This is a genomic window from Lachnoclostridium sp. MSJ-17, from assembly GCF_018918205.1.
In the GTDB taxonomy this organism is placed as follows: domain Bacteria; phylum Bacillota; class Clostridia; order Oscillospirales; family Acutalibacteraceae; genus Ruminococcoides.
Window position 1 is genome coordinate 1 of record NZ_JAHLQB010000077.1, and the last position, 15195, is coordinate 15195.

General features: G+C 53.0%; 13 protein-coding genes and 1 pseudogene. 8 read left to right on the forward strand and 6 right to left on the reverse strand.

Annotation, left to right across the window (positions count from 1 at the left end):
* Window positions 1-448 (reverse strand): annotated as a pseudogene (locus KQI64_RS06440) (DNA-directed RNA polymerase subunit beta); the annotation flags it as partial.
* A 477-nt stretch (window positions 449-925) separates the two neighbouring features.
* On the opposite strand from KQI64_RS06440, the gene KQI64_RS06445 reads away from it, so the two are divergent.
* From KQI64_RS06445 to KQI64_RS06480, 8 genes are all read left to right on the forward strand, one after another.
* Window positions 926-1630 carry a hypothetical protein gene (locus KQI64_RS06445; RefSeq protein ID WP_216523891.1) on the forward strand — a complete coding sequence of 235 codons (705 nt, stop codon included), beginning with the start codon at window positions 926-928 and terminating at the stop codon, window positions 1628-1630.
* A gap of 15 nt (window positions 1631-1645) precedes the next feature.
* The gene (locus KQI64_RS06450) at window positions 1646-2500 is read left to right on the forward strand and encodes an NAD(P)H-hydrate epimerase (protein ID WP_216523892.1); all 855 of its coding nucleotides are present in this window, start codon (window positions 1646-1648) and stop codon (window positions 2498-2500) included.
* 9 nt (window positions 2501-2509) lie between these two features.
* Window positions 2510-2926, forward strand: coding sequence for a hypothetical protein (locus KQI64_RS06455; protein ID WP_216523893.1), 417 nt, complete (start codon window positions 2510-2512; stop codon window positions 2924-2926).
* 99 nt (window positions 2927-3025) lie between these two features.
* Window positions 3026-3319, forward strand: coding sequence for a DUF1292 domain-containing protein (locus KQI64_RS06460; RefSeq protein WP_216523894.1), 294 nt, complete (start codon window positions 3026-3028; stop codon window positions 3317-3319).
* Between the two features lie 54 nt (window positions 3320-3373).
* Window positions 3374-4285 carry an NAD-dependent epimerase/dehydratase family protein gene (locus KQI64_RS06465; protein ID WP_216523895.1) on the forward strand — a complete coding sequence of 304 codons (912 nt, stop codon included), beginning with the start codon at window positions 3374-3376 and terminating at the stop codon, window positions 4283-4285.
* Window positions 4286-4451: 166 nt separating this feature from the next.
* Window positions 4452-4934: an NADH-quinone oxidoreductase subunit NuoE gene (nuoE, locus tag KQI64_RS06470; RefSeq protein ID WP_216523896.1), complete on the forward strand. Its 483-nt coding sequence runs from the start codon at window positions 4452-4454 to the stop codon at window positions 4932-4934.
* Window positions 4931-6676, forward strand: a complete 1746-nt coding sequence (locus KQI64_RS06475) for an NADH-ubiquinone oxidoreductase-F iron-sulfur binding region domain-containing protein (protein WP_216523897.1) — start codon at window positions 4931-4933, stop codon at window positions 6674-6676. Before nuoE ends, KQI64_RS06475 begins: the two co-directional genes overlap by 4 nt.
* 14 nt (window positions 6677-6690) lie before the next feature.
* Window positions 6691-8895: an FAD-dependent oxidoreductase gene (locus tag KQI64_RS06480; RefSeq protein WP_216523898.1), complete on the forward strand. Its 2205-nt coding sequence runs from the start codon at window positions 6691-6693 to the stop codon at window positions 8893-8895.
* 89 nt (window positions 8896-8984) lie between these two features.
* Here KQI64_RS06480 and KQI64_RS06485 read toward each other — a convergent pair whose 3' ends face one another.
* The 5 genes from KQI64_RS06485 to rpsL all read right to left on the reverse strand — a co-directional run bounded on the left by KQI64_RS06485 (window position 8985) and on the right by rpsL (window position 15059).
* Complete coding sequence (locus KQI64_RS06485; RefSeq protein ID WP_216523899.1) at window positions 8985-10439, reverse strand: uracil-xanthine permease family protein; 1455 nt, start codon at window positions 10437-10439, stop codon at window positions 8985-8987.
* Between the two features lie 76 nt (window positions 10440-10515).
* A complete protein-coding gene (gene tuf / locus KQI64_RS06490; RefSeq protein ID WP_216523900.1) occupies window positions 10516-11718 on the reverse strand; it encodes an elongation factor Tu in 1203 nt (400 codons plus the stop codon).
* A 143-nt stretch (window positions 11719-11861) separates the two neighbouring features.
* Complete coding sequence (gene fusA / locus KQI64_RS06495) at window positions 11862-13958, reverse strand: elongation factor G (protein ID WP_216523901.1); 2097 nt, start codon at window positions 13956-13958, stop codon at window positions 11862-11864.
* A 45-nt stretch (window positions 13959-14003) separates the two neighbouring features.
* Window positions 14004-14474 carry a 30S ribosomal protein S7 gene (rpsG, locus tag KQI64_RS06500; RefSeq protein WP_216523902.1) on the reverse strand — a complete coding sequence of 157 codons (471 nt, stop codon included), beginning with the start codon at window positions 14472-14474 and terminating at the stop codon, window positions 14004-14006.
* Between the two features lie 168 nt (window positions 14475-14642).
* Complete coding sequence (gene rpsL / locus KQI64_RS06505; RefSeq protein WP_216523903.1) at window positions 14643-15059, reverse strand: 30S ribosomal protein S12; 417 nt, start codon at window positions 15057-15059, stop codon at window positions 14643-14645.
* Window positions 15060-15195: the final 136 nt, after the last annotated feature.

Sequence of the window (15195 nt, forward strand, 5' to 3'; positions counted from 1 at the left end):
TCTTGTAGTACACGCCCGGTGAACGGACGAGCTGTGATACAATGACGCGCTCCGCGCCGTTAATCACGAAGGTGCCGCTGGGAGTCATCAGCGGGAAGTCACCCATGAATACGTTGCTTTCTTTGATTTCGCCTGTCGATTTGTTGAGCAGACGCGCGGTCACTCTGAGCGCGGCGGAGAACGTGGCGTCTCTCACCTTGCATTCGATGACACTGTAGTTGGGATGGTCGACATCGAGCTTGTAGTCAATAAAGTCGAGCACAAGGTTGTCCTGGTAATCGGTGATACCGGAGACGTCCCTGAAAACCTCCTTAAGACCTTCCTCAAGGAACCACTTGTAGGAAGCCTTCTGAACCTCAATAAGGTTCGGCATATCGATTACTTCATCAATTTTGCCGAAGCTCATGCGCTCGGTATTGCCCAGCTTTACGGGTTTGACATTAACCATATGCGTATCCACACTCCTTCTTTTTTTCTCGTCACAACGGGGGGCTGAAAGCGGCTGAGAACACCGCCCGAAAAAACCTACGAAAAGTCACTTGACAGATTGGATTTTTTGTGATAATATCCCCTTGTTAAAAGGTTTTTTTCAGGAAAAATCCGAGGGTTTCGGTACATAACCCCATTATGGTACATTTTACTATTTTACTCTCCCGAAGGGTAGTTGTCAAGTGTTTTTGACAGATTTTCGATAATTTTTTAACACTTTTTTAATTGTTAGTGCTCTGTGAGAATAATTTGCTCACGGAGTTTATTTTTTTGCCAAAAAGATACGCCCGACAGCGTGTATGGAAATAAAAGAGGTTATCCTCCGCCGGCCTGCTTCGTTCCGGCAAATCCGCCGCCTTCCTCCGAGGCAATTGACAAACCGCTCTGAAAAGGGTAAAATATACTATTGAAAAAGGATACTCATAAGGAGGATTTTATGCCCGTATACAAAATCGCCGAACTGCCGGTTCTGATAAACCCCGTCACTTCTCAGACCGAAAAGCGCCTGCAGCCGTACCTCTGCGACAGCGAGGAGTATGAATTTGACGCGTCGGTCAGCGAGGCGGAGATCGCCGATTATATTGAAAAGAGCGGCACGCCCTGCCTGCCCTATCTTGCGGAGGACGCTCTTGTGCTGACCAACATCAGCCGTGCCGTACTCAGCGGCTACAACGGCTTCTTTTTCCATTCCTCCTGCCTTGAGCTCGACGGAGATGGATATCTGTTCACAGCTCTCAGCGGCACGGGAAAATCCACCCATACCGCGAACTGGAGGAAATACTTCGGCGACAGGGTCACGATGATAAACGACGACAAGCCGCTTATCCGCAAGATCCACGATAAATACTATGTCTGCTCGACGCCTTGGATGGGCAAGTCTAACATCGGCTGCAACATGAATTCGCCGATAAAGGCGGTCTACGTACTCAAGCGCGGCGAGGAAAATTCAGCCTCAGTCACGACGCCCGCAAAGCAGATACGTCAGCTCATGGAGGCAACCCTGCTCCCGAACAGCAAGGAAACAATGGTGAAGCTGCTGACGCTCTTCGACGACTTGTTTTTGCGCGTAAAGCTCATCGAGCTTTACTGCACGCCCGATGTTGACAGCGCGAGAGTCGCCTATGAAGCGGCTCAGGATTAAGAAAGAAGGAAAAATATGCTTGCTCCCGTAGTAACAGTTGACAATATGCGACGCAGCGACGCCGATACAATAGCAAAGCGCGTTTCCTCCGCGGAGCTCATGCGCCGTGCCGCTCAGGGAATATACAACTCCGTGAAATTCACGGGCAGGGTCGCGATAGTCTGCGGCTCCGGCAACAATGGCGGCGACGGCTACGCCCTCGCGTGTATTCTGCTTCAAAACGGAATCACCCCTACCCTTTTCCGCCTGAGCGACAAGTTCTCGCCGGACGCTCTTTACTACTACCGAACCGCCGCGGGTATGGGCTGCGAGGAAGGAAACATCAATATTCCCGCACCGTTTGAGGGCTATGACATCGTCGTCGACTGCATTCTCGGCACGGGCTTCAGGGGAGAAATACGCGATGATATCCGTTACGCGATCGAAGCGATAAACGCCTGCACCGCCTTTGTCATCTCCGCCGACATAAACAGCGGCATCAACGGAGACACCGGAGTCGCCGATATTGCAGTGAACTCCGATCTGACGGTTTCGATCGGCGCTTACAAGACCGGAATGTTTCTCGGCGACGCGCCGTATTATATAGATAAGCTCGTCAACGTCGATATCGGCATCGAGCTGCTCGACGACCCGTACCGCCTGATCGATTTTGAACAGCTGCACCTGTTCGAGGGCTACAACTCCGAGATATACACCATGGAGGAATTTCTTGAAGCAACAGGCGCAACTCCCGATACTCTCGACGCGGGCGGATTCGTCCTCGAAATGACAAAGACGAAGCGCAAAACGATCGTCGTAAAAACAGAACACACCGCCGTAATCGGCGACCTCAACTACGTCTACTTCGCGGCGGATTACATTCATAATTAAGGAGCTGCTATGCGTAATTTTTTTGAAAAATTCATGATGTTCATGCAGGGCAGATACGGCATGGATCCGTTAAACGGCTTTATCATGGCGCTGTCGCTTGTGCTGTGGACGGTCAACATCTTCGTTTTCAACCGCCTCGCCCACTACATAATAATGGTAGTACAGCTTTTGCTCGTCGCGCTCTTCATTTTCCGTATGCTCTCGCGCAACATCACCATGCGCTCGGCTGAAAACCGCAGATTTAAAAAGGTGTATGAACCCGTAAAAAACTGGGTACAATTAACATACAAGCGCATCCGCGACCGCAAAGACTACCGCTACCTCAAATGCCCCGTCTGCAAGGCGCAGCTGCGCGTGAAAAATATCAAGGGCAGGCACAACGTCCGCTGCCCGAAATGCAAAAGCGAGTTCGAAAAGAAAATATGACGTTTGTGCCGCCCTGCGCAAAAACACTTGACTTTTGACATTTCTGTGATATACTGAAATTACTAAAAGAAGGCTTAGCCTTTGGAAAGGAAGGAACATATGGCTGACGAAATCCTGACGGAAGAAATGGAAGACGAAGCTCCGCTGATCACCCTCGAGGACGAGGAAGGCAACGAAATGGAGTTTGAGTTTCTCGACATCGTTGAATACGAGGGCGAGGAATACATCGTTCTGATCGAAAACGACGAGGACGCCGACGAGGTCGTTATCCTCAAAATCAATCCTGTTGACGATGAAACAGAGGAATACCTCAGCATTGAGGACGAAGAACTTCTGGACAAGCTGTTCGATATTTTCAAGAAAAAGTACGAAGGCGACATCAAATTTGAGTAAAACGGCAGCGACGCACTTTGCGCCGCTGTTTCTTTTTAATAAAAGGAGGTACATATGAGAAAAATTCTTGTTACGGGCGGGACCAACTTTGTAAGCCGCTTCACGGCGGAATACTTTGTCAAAAACGGCGACGAGGTCTATGTGCTCAACCGCGGAAGCCGCAAACAGGTCGACGGCGTCACGCTGATTCAGGCTGACCGCTTTGACCTCACCGACGAGCTCAGGCACCTTCACTTCGACGCCGTGCTCGACATCTGCGCCTACACCGGCGAGCACGTCAACGCGCTGCTCGACGCTCTCGGCGAGTTTGACGACTACATTCTCATAAGCTCGAGCGCGGTATATCCCGAGACCAATCCTCAGCCCTTCACAGAGGAGCAGGAGCTTGGCGCCAACAGTATCTGGGGCGAATACGGCACGAACAAAATCGCCGCCGAACGCGCCCTGCGCAGGCGCGTGCCTGAGGCGTACATTCTCCGTCCGCCCTATCTTTACGGCAAGTACGAGACCGTCTACAGAGCGCCCTTCGTCTTTGACTGCGCGCTTGAGGACAGACGATTCTTCATACCCGAGAGCGACCGGTGGCTGCAGTTCTTCAACGTCCGCGACCTCTGCCGCTTCATGGATATCCTGCTCAACGATCACCCCGAGAACCGCGTGTTCAACGTAGGCAACCCCGAGATGACTTCCGTGAAGGATTGGGCGGCTCTGTGTTACAAGGCGGCGGGCAAGGAACCGGTTCTCGTCCGCGTCGACGACAGCTTCACCGTCCGCGACTACTTCCCCTTCCACCCCTACCACTACTACCTCGACGTAACAAAGCAGCAGGAGCTCATGCCGGAGCTTACCCCGCTCGACGAGGGCATTCAGGAGGAATTCGATTGGTACAACGAAGAAAAGCCCGAGATAAACCACAGGGATTATCTGGGATTTATCGACAGGGAATTCGCGGCGGACGCAGAATAAAACTAACCCAACGCTAACCACTAATAAATATACAAAACAAAACCTGACAATTTTACTATTAAGTCGCATGGGCTGGAAACAAAATTAGGCAAACTAATTCTTGCAATCATCGCATAAATACTGTATAATAGGAGTAATTATGAAATTTGGGAATGGAGGTTTGTAAATGGATAAAAAAACAGTTGATCTGTCCCTTCTCGACGGCGTTCTCGCTGAGTACGCTTCCGTCAAGGGCAGCCTGATTACCATTTTGCAGAACACACAGGATATTTACGGCTATCTGCCCCGCGAGGCTATCGAGCTGATTTCGGAGAAAACCGGAATCGCCACCTCGGAAATCATGGGCGTAGGTACCTTTTACACACAGTTCAGATTCGAGCCCGTCGGCAAGTATCTGATCATGCTCTGTCAGGGCACAGCCTGCCACGTCAACTCCTCGGAGCTGATTTTGCAGACTGTCAAGGACGAGCTCGGCATCGAGGACGGTCAGACCACTGAGGACGGCCTGTTCTCGCTCAAGTGCGTTGCTTGTCTGGGCTGCTGCTCGCTTTCCCCCGTTATGATGATCAACGAGGATACATACGGCAGCTTAACACCCGACAAGACAAAGAAAATCCTCAAGGAGTTAAGGGAGGCGGCGCAGCAGTGAGAATCGTAATCGGTCAGGGCTCCTGCGGTATTGCCGCGGGCGCCGAAAAGGTAAGAAAGGCGCTTTTAGCCGCCAACGTTAATCCCGCCGACGTGTCCATCACGGGCTGTATCGGCATGTGCTACCTCGAGCCCATCGTTGACATCTACGACGATGACAACAACCTCACAAGGCTCGTCAAGGTCAGCGAAAACGACGCTGCCGCTATCGCTTCATTCGTTGAGAGCGGCGACGTTAAGGCTGTTGAAAATCTCGTTGTTACCGACGAGGACAGCGAATTCCTCTCGAAGCAGACACGTATCGCGCTGCGCAACTGCGGCGTTATCAACCCCGAGCAGATCGACGCCTACACAAATGCCGGCGGCTACTCAGCTCTTAAGAAGGCTCTCTGCGAGCTCAGCCCCGAAGAAGTAATCGAGATCATCAAGATCTCGGGTCTCGCGGGCAGAGGCGGCGCAGGCTTCCCGACATGGTTCAAGTGGAACGCCGCGCGTCAGAGCGCAGGCGACGAGAAATACCTCATCTGTAACGCCGACGAGGGCGACCCCGGCGCGTTCATGGACAGAGCGGTAATCGAGTCCGACCCGCACAACCTCATTGAGGGTATGCTCATCGGCGCTTACGCTATCGGCGCGAAGCACGCGGTAGTTTACGTCCGCGCTGAGTATCCGCTCGCTATCAAGCGTCTCAAGAACGCTATCGCTCAGGCTAAGGACAAGGGCATCATCGGCGAGAACATCTTCGGCACCGGCTTCTCCTGCGACTTCATGATCAAGGCGGGCGCGGGCGCGTTCGTATGCGGCGAGGAAACCGCTCTTATCGAGAGTCTCGAGGGTCACAGAGGTATGCCCAGACTCAAGCCTCCGTTCCCGGCTCAGTCGGGCTTCTGGAGAAAGCCTTCAAACATCAACAACGTTGAGACCTTCGCGAACGTAGCGTGGATCATCAACAACGGCGGCGAGGCGTTCGCGGCTATGGGCACCGAGGGCTCAAAGGGCACCAAGGTATTCGCCGTTACAGGTAAGGTAAAGCGCTCGGGTCTTGTTGAGATCCCGATGGGCAAGACGCTCCGCGACGTTATCTTTGACATCGGCGGCGGCATGAAGACCGACAAGCCCTTCAAGGCTGTTCAGATGGGCGGACCTTCCGGCGGCTGTATCCCCTCAGACCTCATCGACACCGTTATCGACTACAAGGCTCTCGGCGCGACAGGCGCTATTATGGGCTCCGGCGGTATGGTCGTCATGGACGAGAGCACCTGCATGGTCGGCATGGCAAAGTTCTTCCTCGACTTCACAGCCAAGGAGAGCTGCGGCAAGTGCATCCACTGCCGTATCGGTACAAAGCGCATGCTCGAAATGCTCGAGAGGATCACCAAGGGCGAAGGCAAGGAAGGCGACATCGAGCTGCTCGAGGAGCTGTGCTACTCAATCAAGGACGGCGCGCTCTGCGGTCTCGGTCAGACTGCCCCCAACCCCGTTCTCACCACTATCAAATACTTCAGGGACGAGTACGAAGCCCACATCAAGGACAAGAAGTGTCCCGCGGGCGAGTGCAGCGACCTGATCGAATACAGGATCATTGCCGACAAGTGCAAGGGCTGTACGCTCTGCGCGAGAAACTGCCCTGTCAACGCAATTTCCGGCACAGTCAAGAATCCCCATGTTATTAACACAGAAAAGTGCATAAAGTGCGGCAAGTGCTACAGCTCCTGCCGTTTCGGCGCAATCGTTAAGGAATAAGGAGGGGTATGAACATGGTAAATTTAACAATCAACGGTAAGGCGGTTCAGGCTCCCGAGGGCTCAACCATCCTCGAGGCGGCGCGCCTTGCTGACATCTACATTCCGACCCTCTGCTACGACGAGGCTGTCGAGGTTTACGGCGCCTGCGGTCTGTGCGTCGTTGAGGCTCAGGGTATCCCGAAGCTTCTCCGTTCCTGCTCCGCTAAGGTAAGCGAGGGCATGGTTATCAACACCGAGAGCGAACGCGTCGTTCAGTCCAGAAAGATCGCTATGGAGCTGCTCATGTCCGCCCACGACGGCGACTGCGTCGCTCCCTGTCAGCTCAACTGCCCGGCTAAGACCGACTGTCAGGGCTATGTAGGTCTTATCGCGAACGGCGAGTACGACGCGGCTATCAAGCTCATCAAAAACAAAATCCCGCTTCCCGCATCGATCGGACGCGTTTGTCCGCACCCCTGCGAGAAGGCGTGCAGAAGACAGAACGTCGAGGAGCCTATCAACATCGCTCAGCTCAAAGCGTTCGCGGCTGACATGGATCTCAAGTCTGACAGCTATCTGCCCGAGTGCAAGCCCGCTTCCGGCAAGACCGTCGCGATCATCGGTGGCGGCCCCGCGGGTCTGACTGCGGCTTACTACCTCACGATCATGGGTCACAGCGTGACCGTTTACGATATGATGGACAAGATGGGCGGTATGCTCCGCTACGGCATTCCCCAGTACAGACTTCCCAAGGAGGTTCTCGACAAGGAGATCGCCATCATCGAGAAGGCGGGCGTAAAGCTCGTCAACAACGTAAAGCTCGGCCGTGACTTCACGATCAAGTCCCTTAAGGAGCAGAACGACGCGGTCATCGTCGCGGTCGGCGCGTGGAAGTCAAGCTCTATGCGCACTCCCGGCGAGGATCTTGAAGGCGTATACGGAGGTATCGACTTCCTCAGAGCCGTTATCCAGGGCAACGCTCCCGCAATCGGCGAGAAGGTTGCTATCTGCGGCGGCGGCAACACCGCTATGGATGCCTGCCGTACCGCTGTTCGTCTCGGAGCGAAAGAGGTTTACGTTATCTACAGAAGAACACGCAACGAGATGCCTGCCGACAAGCTCGAGATCGACGAGGCTGAGGAAGAGGGCGTAACCTACAAGTTCCTCACCAACCCGCTCTCCTTCAACGGCGAGAACGGCAAGCTCAAGTCAGTTACACTCCAGCTCATGGAGCTCGGCGAGCCTGACGCTTCGGGCAGACGCAAGCCTGTTCCGATCGAGGGCAAGACTGAGGAGATCGAGCTTGACAGCGTTATTCTTGCAATCGGTCAGAAGTTAGTCGCCGAGGACGTCGCGGAGCTTACACTCAACAGCCGCGGCAACATCGAGGCTGATCCAGACTTCTTCACCACCGAGATCGACGGCGTATTCGCTATCGGCGACGCCACCAACAGAGGCGCTTCAATCGCTATCGAGGCTATAGGCGAGGCTGACCGCTGCGCAAGAGCCGTTGACGCGTTCCTCAACGGTCAGGCGCTCGACACACGCGTTCCCTACATCAGCAAGCGCGACGAGAGCACTATTGACTACTCCGACCGCGAGAAGAAGGAAAGACTCAATCCGAAGGTGCTCGCTCCCGAGGTAAGAAACAAGAACTTCGACGAGGTTTCTCTCGGCTTCACCGAGGAGGAAGCTCAGGAGGAAGCAAAGCGCTGCTTAGAGTGCGGCTGCCGCGAGTACTTCAAGTGCAAGCTGCTCAAGGTCGCTCAGCGTTACGACATCATGCCCGAGCGTTTCAAGGGCGTAATGCCCCAGAAGTACACCCACGACGAGAACGCATTCATCGAAAGAAACACCGCAAAGTGCATTCTCTGCGGTCTGTGCGTGCGTTCCTGCCGCGAGGTAATGAACCTCTCCTCTATCGGACTGCTCGGACGCGGCTTCACCACCGACGTTTCACCGGCGTTCTCGCTGCCGCTTGACCAGACAAACTGCAATAACTGCGGTCTCTGCGTTCAGCTCTGTCCGACCGGCTCGCTGACCGAGAAGTTCGCACTTGAGAAGCAGGTTCCGCTCAACGAGGAATACACCGAGGAGTTTGTCGACATCAACGGCAAGCAGGCTTCGGTCAAGGTATCTCGCTACAACGGCAAGGTGCTCAGAGTTATTCCCAACGACGAGATCTCTCGCAACAGCGGTCTCACCCGTGATGAGCTCATGGCTAAGGTCATTAAATAAGATATAAAAACATGCCGCCGCAGGTTCTGCGGCGGTTTTTTACTAGCAACAATAAACGGCAGGATCACTCCTGCCGTTTTGCTGTATATTTACTTTCTCTCGCCCTTGCCGTTGGTGATGAACTTGAAGTCCTTGCCGGGGAAGATCGCGTTGAGCGCGATACCCGCGATTGAAGCAACCGCAAGTGGTGAAAGAGTGATCTGTGCGCTGCCGATCGGGAAGCTGACGGTGTCAGCGCCGAGGCCGAGTGCGCATACAAGGATCACAGCCGCGACGATAAGGTTGCGGCTCTTTGTGAAGTCGACCTTATTCTCAACAACGTTGCGAACGCCGATAGCGGAGATCATTCCGTAGAGCACGAAGGAGATACCGCCGATGATGCAGCTCGGGATAGAGCCGATAAGCGCCGCTACGATTGGGAAGAATGAGATAGTGCATGCGAAAATCGCCGCAATACGGATAACTCTCGGGTCATAGACCTTTGTCAGCGCAAGCACTCCTGTGTTCTCGCCGTAGGTTGTGTTTGCAGGACCTCCGAAAAGCGAAGCGAGAGTTGTCGCGAGACCGTCACCGATGAGGGTGCGGTGCAGACCGGGATCCTGAATGTAATTCTTGCCGACGGTAGAACCGATCGCGCTGATATCGCCGATGTGCTCCATCATTGTCGCGAGAGAGATCGGCATGATAGCGATGATCGAGGACGCGATAACCGCGCCGTTTGACCAGTCAATGCCGCCGAAGGTAGTCTTGTTCCAGATAACGGGAATACCGATCAAGCCCTGCTCGCCGAAGATCTGACCGTTTGCGATGTTGTCAACAACAGTCTGAACGCCCGAGAAGTCGAAGATCGGGAGATACGAGGTGACGTTGCCCGCGTCATCGAGAACAGAACCGCCGGAGAAAAGCCACGGAATTGTCTGGATCAGGTCGGGATTCGCCTGAGAGATGAAGTAGAGTACAAGACCTACCGCATAGGAAATCAGAAGTCCGAGAATGATCGGAACGATCTTGAGCATTCCCTTTCCCCAGATGTTGAACACGATGATGACCGCGAGAGCCACGATAGCGAGGAACCAGTTGGTGGTGCAGTTTGAAACCGCCGAAGGAGCAAGTCCCAGACCGATCGCGATAATGATCGGACCCGTTACTACCGGCGGGAAGAACTTCATTACTTTATGTACGCCGATAGCGCGGATAATACCCGCGAGAATGAAATAGACAAGTCCCGCGCATGCTACGCCGAGACAGGCGTAGGGCAGCATAGAATTCGGGTCGGCGCCTTCGGGTGCGAGAGCCTTGACCGCGGCGTAACCGCCGAGGAACGCGAAGGAGGAACCGAGAAACGCGGGAACCTTAAATTTTGTGATGAAGTGGAAAAGCAGGGTACCCAGACCCGCCATGAGAAGGGTTGTTAAAACGTCAAGACCTGTAATCATCGGCACGAGGATAGTTGCGCCGAACATGGCGAACATATGCTGAATGCCGAGAACGACCATTTTAGGCTTTCCGAGTTTACGGGCGTCATAAATAGCTTGTTTGTCCATTTTCCTAAAAACCCCTTTTACCGTAAATAAGGCAGCCCGGCCTAAGCTGGACTGCCTATTTAATCATTGAAAGAAATTACTCGTTGATAGCGATAACTGCGCCTGAGCCTACAGTTCTGCCGCCCTCACGGATAGCGAAGCGGAGACCTACCTCAATAGCGATAGGAGTGATAAGCTCAACGTCCATCTCAACGTTATCACCAGGCATGCACATCTCTACGCCCTCGGGAAGGGAGATGGTGCCGGTTACGTCAGTGGTTCTGAAATAGAACTGGGGACGATAGTTGTTGAAGAAAGGAGTATGACGGCCGCCCTCGTCCTTGGTCAGTACGTAAACCTGGCCGCGGAACTTGGTGTGGGGGTGAATGGTGCCGGGCTTCGCAAGAACCTGACCTCTCTGGATCTCAGTTCTCTGAACGCCACGGAGAAGTACGCCTACGTTGTCGCCAGCCTCAGCGTAGTCCAGAGTCTTTCTGAACATCTCAAGACCTGTAACAACAACAGTTCTCTTCTCTTCGGTAAGACCTACGATCTCAACAGACTCAGAAGTCTTGATCTGGCCTCTCTCAACTCTACCGGTAGCAACAGTACCACGACCGGTGATGGTGAATACGTCCTCGACAGGCATAAGGAAGGGAAGGTCAGCCTTACGGTCGGGAGTAGGAATGAACTCGTCAACAGCAGCCATGAGCTCGTGGATGCAAGCATACTCGGGAGCCTTGGGATCCTTGGAGTCGCTGGTAAGAGCAAGATAAGCAGAACCCTTGATGATGGGTGTGTCGTCGCCGGGGAACTCATACTCGTTGAGGAGGTCACGGATCTCCATCTCTACGAGCTCGAGGAGCTCTTCGTCGTCAACCTGGTCGGTCTTGTTCATGAATACTACGATGTAGGGTACGCCTACCTGACGGGAAAGCAGGATGTGCTCTCTGGTCTGGGGCATAGGACCGTCAGCAGCGGAAACAACGAGGATAGCGCCGTCCATCTGAGCAGCACCGGTGATCATGTTCTTAACGTAGTCAGCATGTCCGGGGCAGTCAACGTGAGCATAGTGACGGTTAGCGGTCTCGTACTCAACGTGAGCGGTGTTGATTGTGATACCACGCTCTCTCTCTTCGGGAGCCTTATCGATGTTTGCGTAATCAACGAAAGCAGCGTCGCCCTCAAGAGCGAGAACCTTTGTGATCGCAGCGGTGAGTGTGGTCTTGCCGTGGTCAACGTGGCCGATAGTACCAATGTTTACGTGCGGCTTATTTCTTTCGAACTTTTCTCTTGCCATTGGAAAATTCCTCCTTAGTATTTGTAAATGGAATCATTTACAATATATTTTAAATTATTGTACCAATTTTTTATATAAAAATCAATACCTAAACTGATTTTTTTTGAAGGCAGCGGTCATAAACGCCTGAGTTTATGCCGTTTTTAGTCCTTCTTGCGGTCGCTCATGATCTTCTCGGCGATATTCTTGGGAACCTCGGCGTAGGTGTCGGGCTCCATTACGTACTGACCGCGGCCCTGTGTCTTGGAACGCATGTCGGTAGCGTAACCGAACATCTCGGAAAGCGGAACGTGAGCGGTAACTCTCTGCACGCCGTTGTCAGCCTCCATGGACTGGATCATACCGCGGCGGGAGTTGAGGTCGCCGATAACGTCGCCGAGGTACTCCTCGGGAGTGATTACGGAAACCTTCATGATGGGCTCGAGCAGAACGGGATCAGCCTTCTTCATCGCGCTCTTGAACGCCATTGAACCAGCGATCTTGAACGCCATTTCAGAGGAGTCTACCTCGTGGTAGGATCCATCGTAAAGCTCAACCTTAACGTCAACAACATTGTAGCCTGCTACAACGCCGCTGAGCATAGCGCCCTGGATACCCTGATCGACAGCGGGAATGTATTCCTTGGGAATAGCGCCGCCGACAACGGAGTTGACGAACTCGTAGCCGTGGTCCTTGTTCGGGAACACGTTGATCTTAACGTGACCGTACTGACCCTTACCGCCTGACTGACGGGCGTACTTCTCGTCAACGGAAGCTTCCTTGCGGATAGTCTCCTTGTAAGCAACCTGTGGTGCGCCGATGTTAGCCTCTACCTTGAATTCACGGAGAAGTCTGTCAACGATGATCTCAAGGTGGAGCTCACCCATACCTGCGATAATGGTCTGACCTGTCTCCTCGTCGGTGTAAGCCTTGAAGGTCGGGTCTTCCTCAGCGAGCTTTGCAAGAGCGATACCCATCTTCTCCTGACCTGCTTTGGTCTTGGGCTCGATGGCAACGCGGATTACAGGCTCGGGGAATTCCATGGACTCGAGGATGATCGGGTGCTTTTCGTCGCAGAGAGTGTCGCCGGTGGTGGTGTTCTTCAGGCCTACCGCAGCCGCGATATCGCCGCTGTAGCAGCATTCGATATCCTTTCTGTCGTTGGCATGCATCTGGAGAATTCTGCCCAGACGCTCTCTGTTGCCCTTGACAGAGTTGAATACGGTCGTACCTGCGTCAACCTTACCTGAATATACGCGGAAGAAGCAGAGCTTACCAACGAAGGGGTCGGTAGCGATCTTGAACGCGAGCGCCGCAAAGGGCTCGTCGTCAGAAGCGGGTCTCTCTTCCTCAGCGTCGGTTTCGGGGTTTGTACCCTTAATAGCGGGAATGTCGGTAGGAGCGGGCATGTAGTCGATAACCGCGTCGAGCATCATCTGGACGCCCTTGTTGCGGTAAGAAGAACCGCAGGTTACGGGAACCATTGTGTTATCGATAGTAGCCTTACGGATCACGGTCTTGATCTCGTCAATAGTGATCTCCTCGCCGCCGAAGTACTTCTCCATGAGTTCCTCGTCGAGCTCCGCAACGGATTCGATGAGCTTCTCGTGGTACTCGTCGGCAAGCTCCTTCATGTTCTCGGGGATATCCTCCTCCGAGTAGTCTGTGCCGTCCTCGTTGTGATAGATCTCAGCCTTCATTGTAACAAGGTCAATGATACCGGTGAAATCGCTCTCAGCGCCGATGGGCAGCTGAATGGGAACAGCGTTACATTTTAATCTGTCCTTCATCATCTGAACAACATGGTAGAAATCCGCACCCATGATGTCCATTTTGTTAACGTAAACCATTCTCGGTACGCCGTAGTTGTCGGCCTGACGCCATACAGTCTCAGACTGAGGCTCAACGCCGCCCTTTGCGCAGAGAACCGTAACAGAACCGTCAAGAACTCTCAGGGAACGCTCAACCTCAACGGTGAAGTCAACGTGTCCGGGAGTGTCGATGATGTTGATTCTGTGCTTCTTGTACTGGTGCTTACTGCCTTCCCAGAAAGCGGTGGTAGCAGCAGAGGTGATGGTGATACCGCGCTCTTTTTCCTGCGCCATCCAGTCCATTGTGGAAGCGCCGTCGTGGGTCTCGCCAATCTTATGGTTTACGCCGGTGTAGTACAGGATACGCTCAGTCGTGGTAGTTTTACCGGCGTCGATGTGAGCCATGATGCCGATGTTTCTGGTCTGTTCAAGTGATACCTGTCTTGGCATAAAATCCTCCTATAATCGTTACTCCAAAAAATCCGAAATTGCGGATTACCATCTGTAGTGAGCGAAAGCCTTGTTGGCTTCTGCCATCTTGTGAGTATCCTCGCGCTTCTTGAACGCGCCGCCGGCGCCGTTTACAGCGTCCATGATCTCACCTGCAAGTCTTTCCTTCATGGTCTTCTCACTTCTGGCTCTTGAGTAGGTTGAGATCCAACGCAGACCGAGTGTCTGACGTCTTTCGGCTCTTACCTCCATAGGAACCTGGTAGGTAGCACCGCCGACACGGCGTGCCTTAACCTCGAGAACAGGCATTACATTCTCCATTGCCTGCTCAAAAACCTCAAGCGGGTTGTTGCCGGTCTTATCAGCGATGATATCAAATGCACCGTAAACAATCTTCTGGGCAACGCCCTTCTTGCCGTCGTACATGATGTTGTTGATAAGACGGGTTACTAATTTTGAATTATAAAGCGGATCGGGTAATACGTCACGCTTAGCAATAGAACCTCTTCTTGGCACTTTGCTTCCCTCCTTCACAATAATTGAGATATCATAGGTACTCGAAAGCGACAAACTCCCGTATGCCAACAAGACGCTCAATATATAGAACGTCTGCCGCATAGCAGAACTTAAATATCTTAAGTCAAAAGAGTTTTGTCAATTCCTGTTTAAGAGCTCGTCAGACTCTTACTTTTTCTTGGGACGCTTAGCGCCGTACTTGGAACGGCTCTGCATACGTCCGTTGACACCCTGCGCGTCGAGGGTACCTCTGACGATGTGGTAACGCACACCGGGGAGATCCTTTACACGGCCGCCACGGATAAGAACAACGCTGTGCTCCTGAAGGTTGTGACCAACGCCGGGAATATAGGAACTGACTTCAATACCGTTAGAAAGTCTTACTCTGGCGATCTTTCTGAGCGCTGAGTTAGGCTTTTTGGGGGTAGCTGTCTTGACAGCGGTGCAAACGCCTCTCTTCTGAGGTGAGTTCTGGTTGATTGCAACTCTCTTCTTGGAGTTCCAGCCCTTCAGAAGTGCAGGAGCCTTTGCCTTCTTTTCAGAAACCTCTCTGCCCTTACGTACCAACTGGTTAAATGTAGGCATGTTTTTCCTCCTTTCAAATTTAGTGGAATTGATAAACTTCGCGTCGCACTCCGTTTGAAGCACCCGCAAAAAGGGCGCAGTTATAGAATGCTCCACGATTTACTATTATAAACCATAAGACGCCGATTTGTCAAGG

Excerpts from the sequence above, each read along its gene's own strand:
- KQI64_RS06445 (WP_216523891.1), top strand. The coding sequence starts at position 926 with ATGCCCGTATACAAAATCGCCGAACTGCCGGTTCTGATAAACCCCGTC.
- KQI64_RS06450 (WP_216523892.1), top strand. The coding sequence starts at position 1,646 with ATGCTTGCTCCCGTAGTAACAGTTGACAATATGCGACGCAGCGACGCC.
- KQI64_RS06455 (WP_216523893.1), top strand. The coding sequence starts at position 2,510 with ATGCGTAATTTTTTTGAAAAATTCATGATGTTCATGCAGGGCAGATAC.
- KQI64_RS06460 (WP_216523894.1), top strand. The coding sequence starts at position 3,026 with ATGGCTGACGAAATCCTGACGGAAGAAATGGAAGACGAAGCTCCGCTG.
- KQI64_RS06465 (WP_216523895.1), top strand. The coding sequence starts at position 3,374 with ATGAGAAAAATTCTTGTTACGGGCGGGACCAACTTTGTAAGCCGCTTC.
- nuoE (WP_216523896.1), top strand. The coding sequence starts at position 4,452 with ATGGATAAAAAAACAGTTGATCTGTCCCTTCTCGACGGCGTTCTCGCT.
- KQI64_RS06480 (WP_216523898.1), top strand. The coding sequence starts at position 6,691 with ATGGTAAATTTAACAATCAACGGTAAGGCGGTTCAGGCTCCCGAGGGC.
- KQI64_RS06485 (WP_216523899.1), bottom strand. The coding sequence starts at position 10,439 with ATGGACAAACAAGCTATTTATGACGCCCGTAAACTCGGAAAGCCTAAA.
- tuf (WP_216523900.1), bottom strand. The coding sequence starts at position 11,718 with ATGGCAAGAGAAAAGTTCGAAAGAAATAAGCCGCACGTAAACATTGGT.
- fusA (WP_216523901.1), bottom strand. The coding sequence starts at position 13,958 with ATGCCAAGACAGGTATCACTTGAACAGACCAGAAACATCGGCATCATG.
- rpsL (WP_216523903.1), bottom strand. The coding sequence starts at position 15,059 with ATGCCTACATTTAACCAGTTGGTACGTAAGGGCAGAGAGGTTTCTGAA.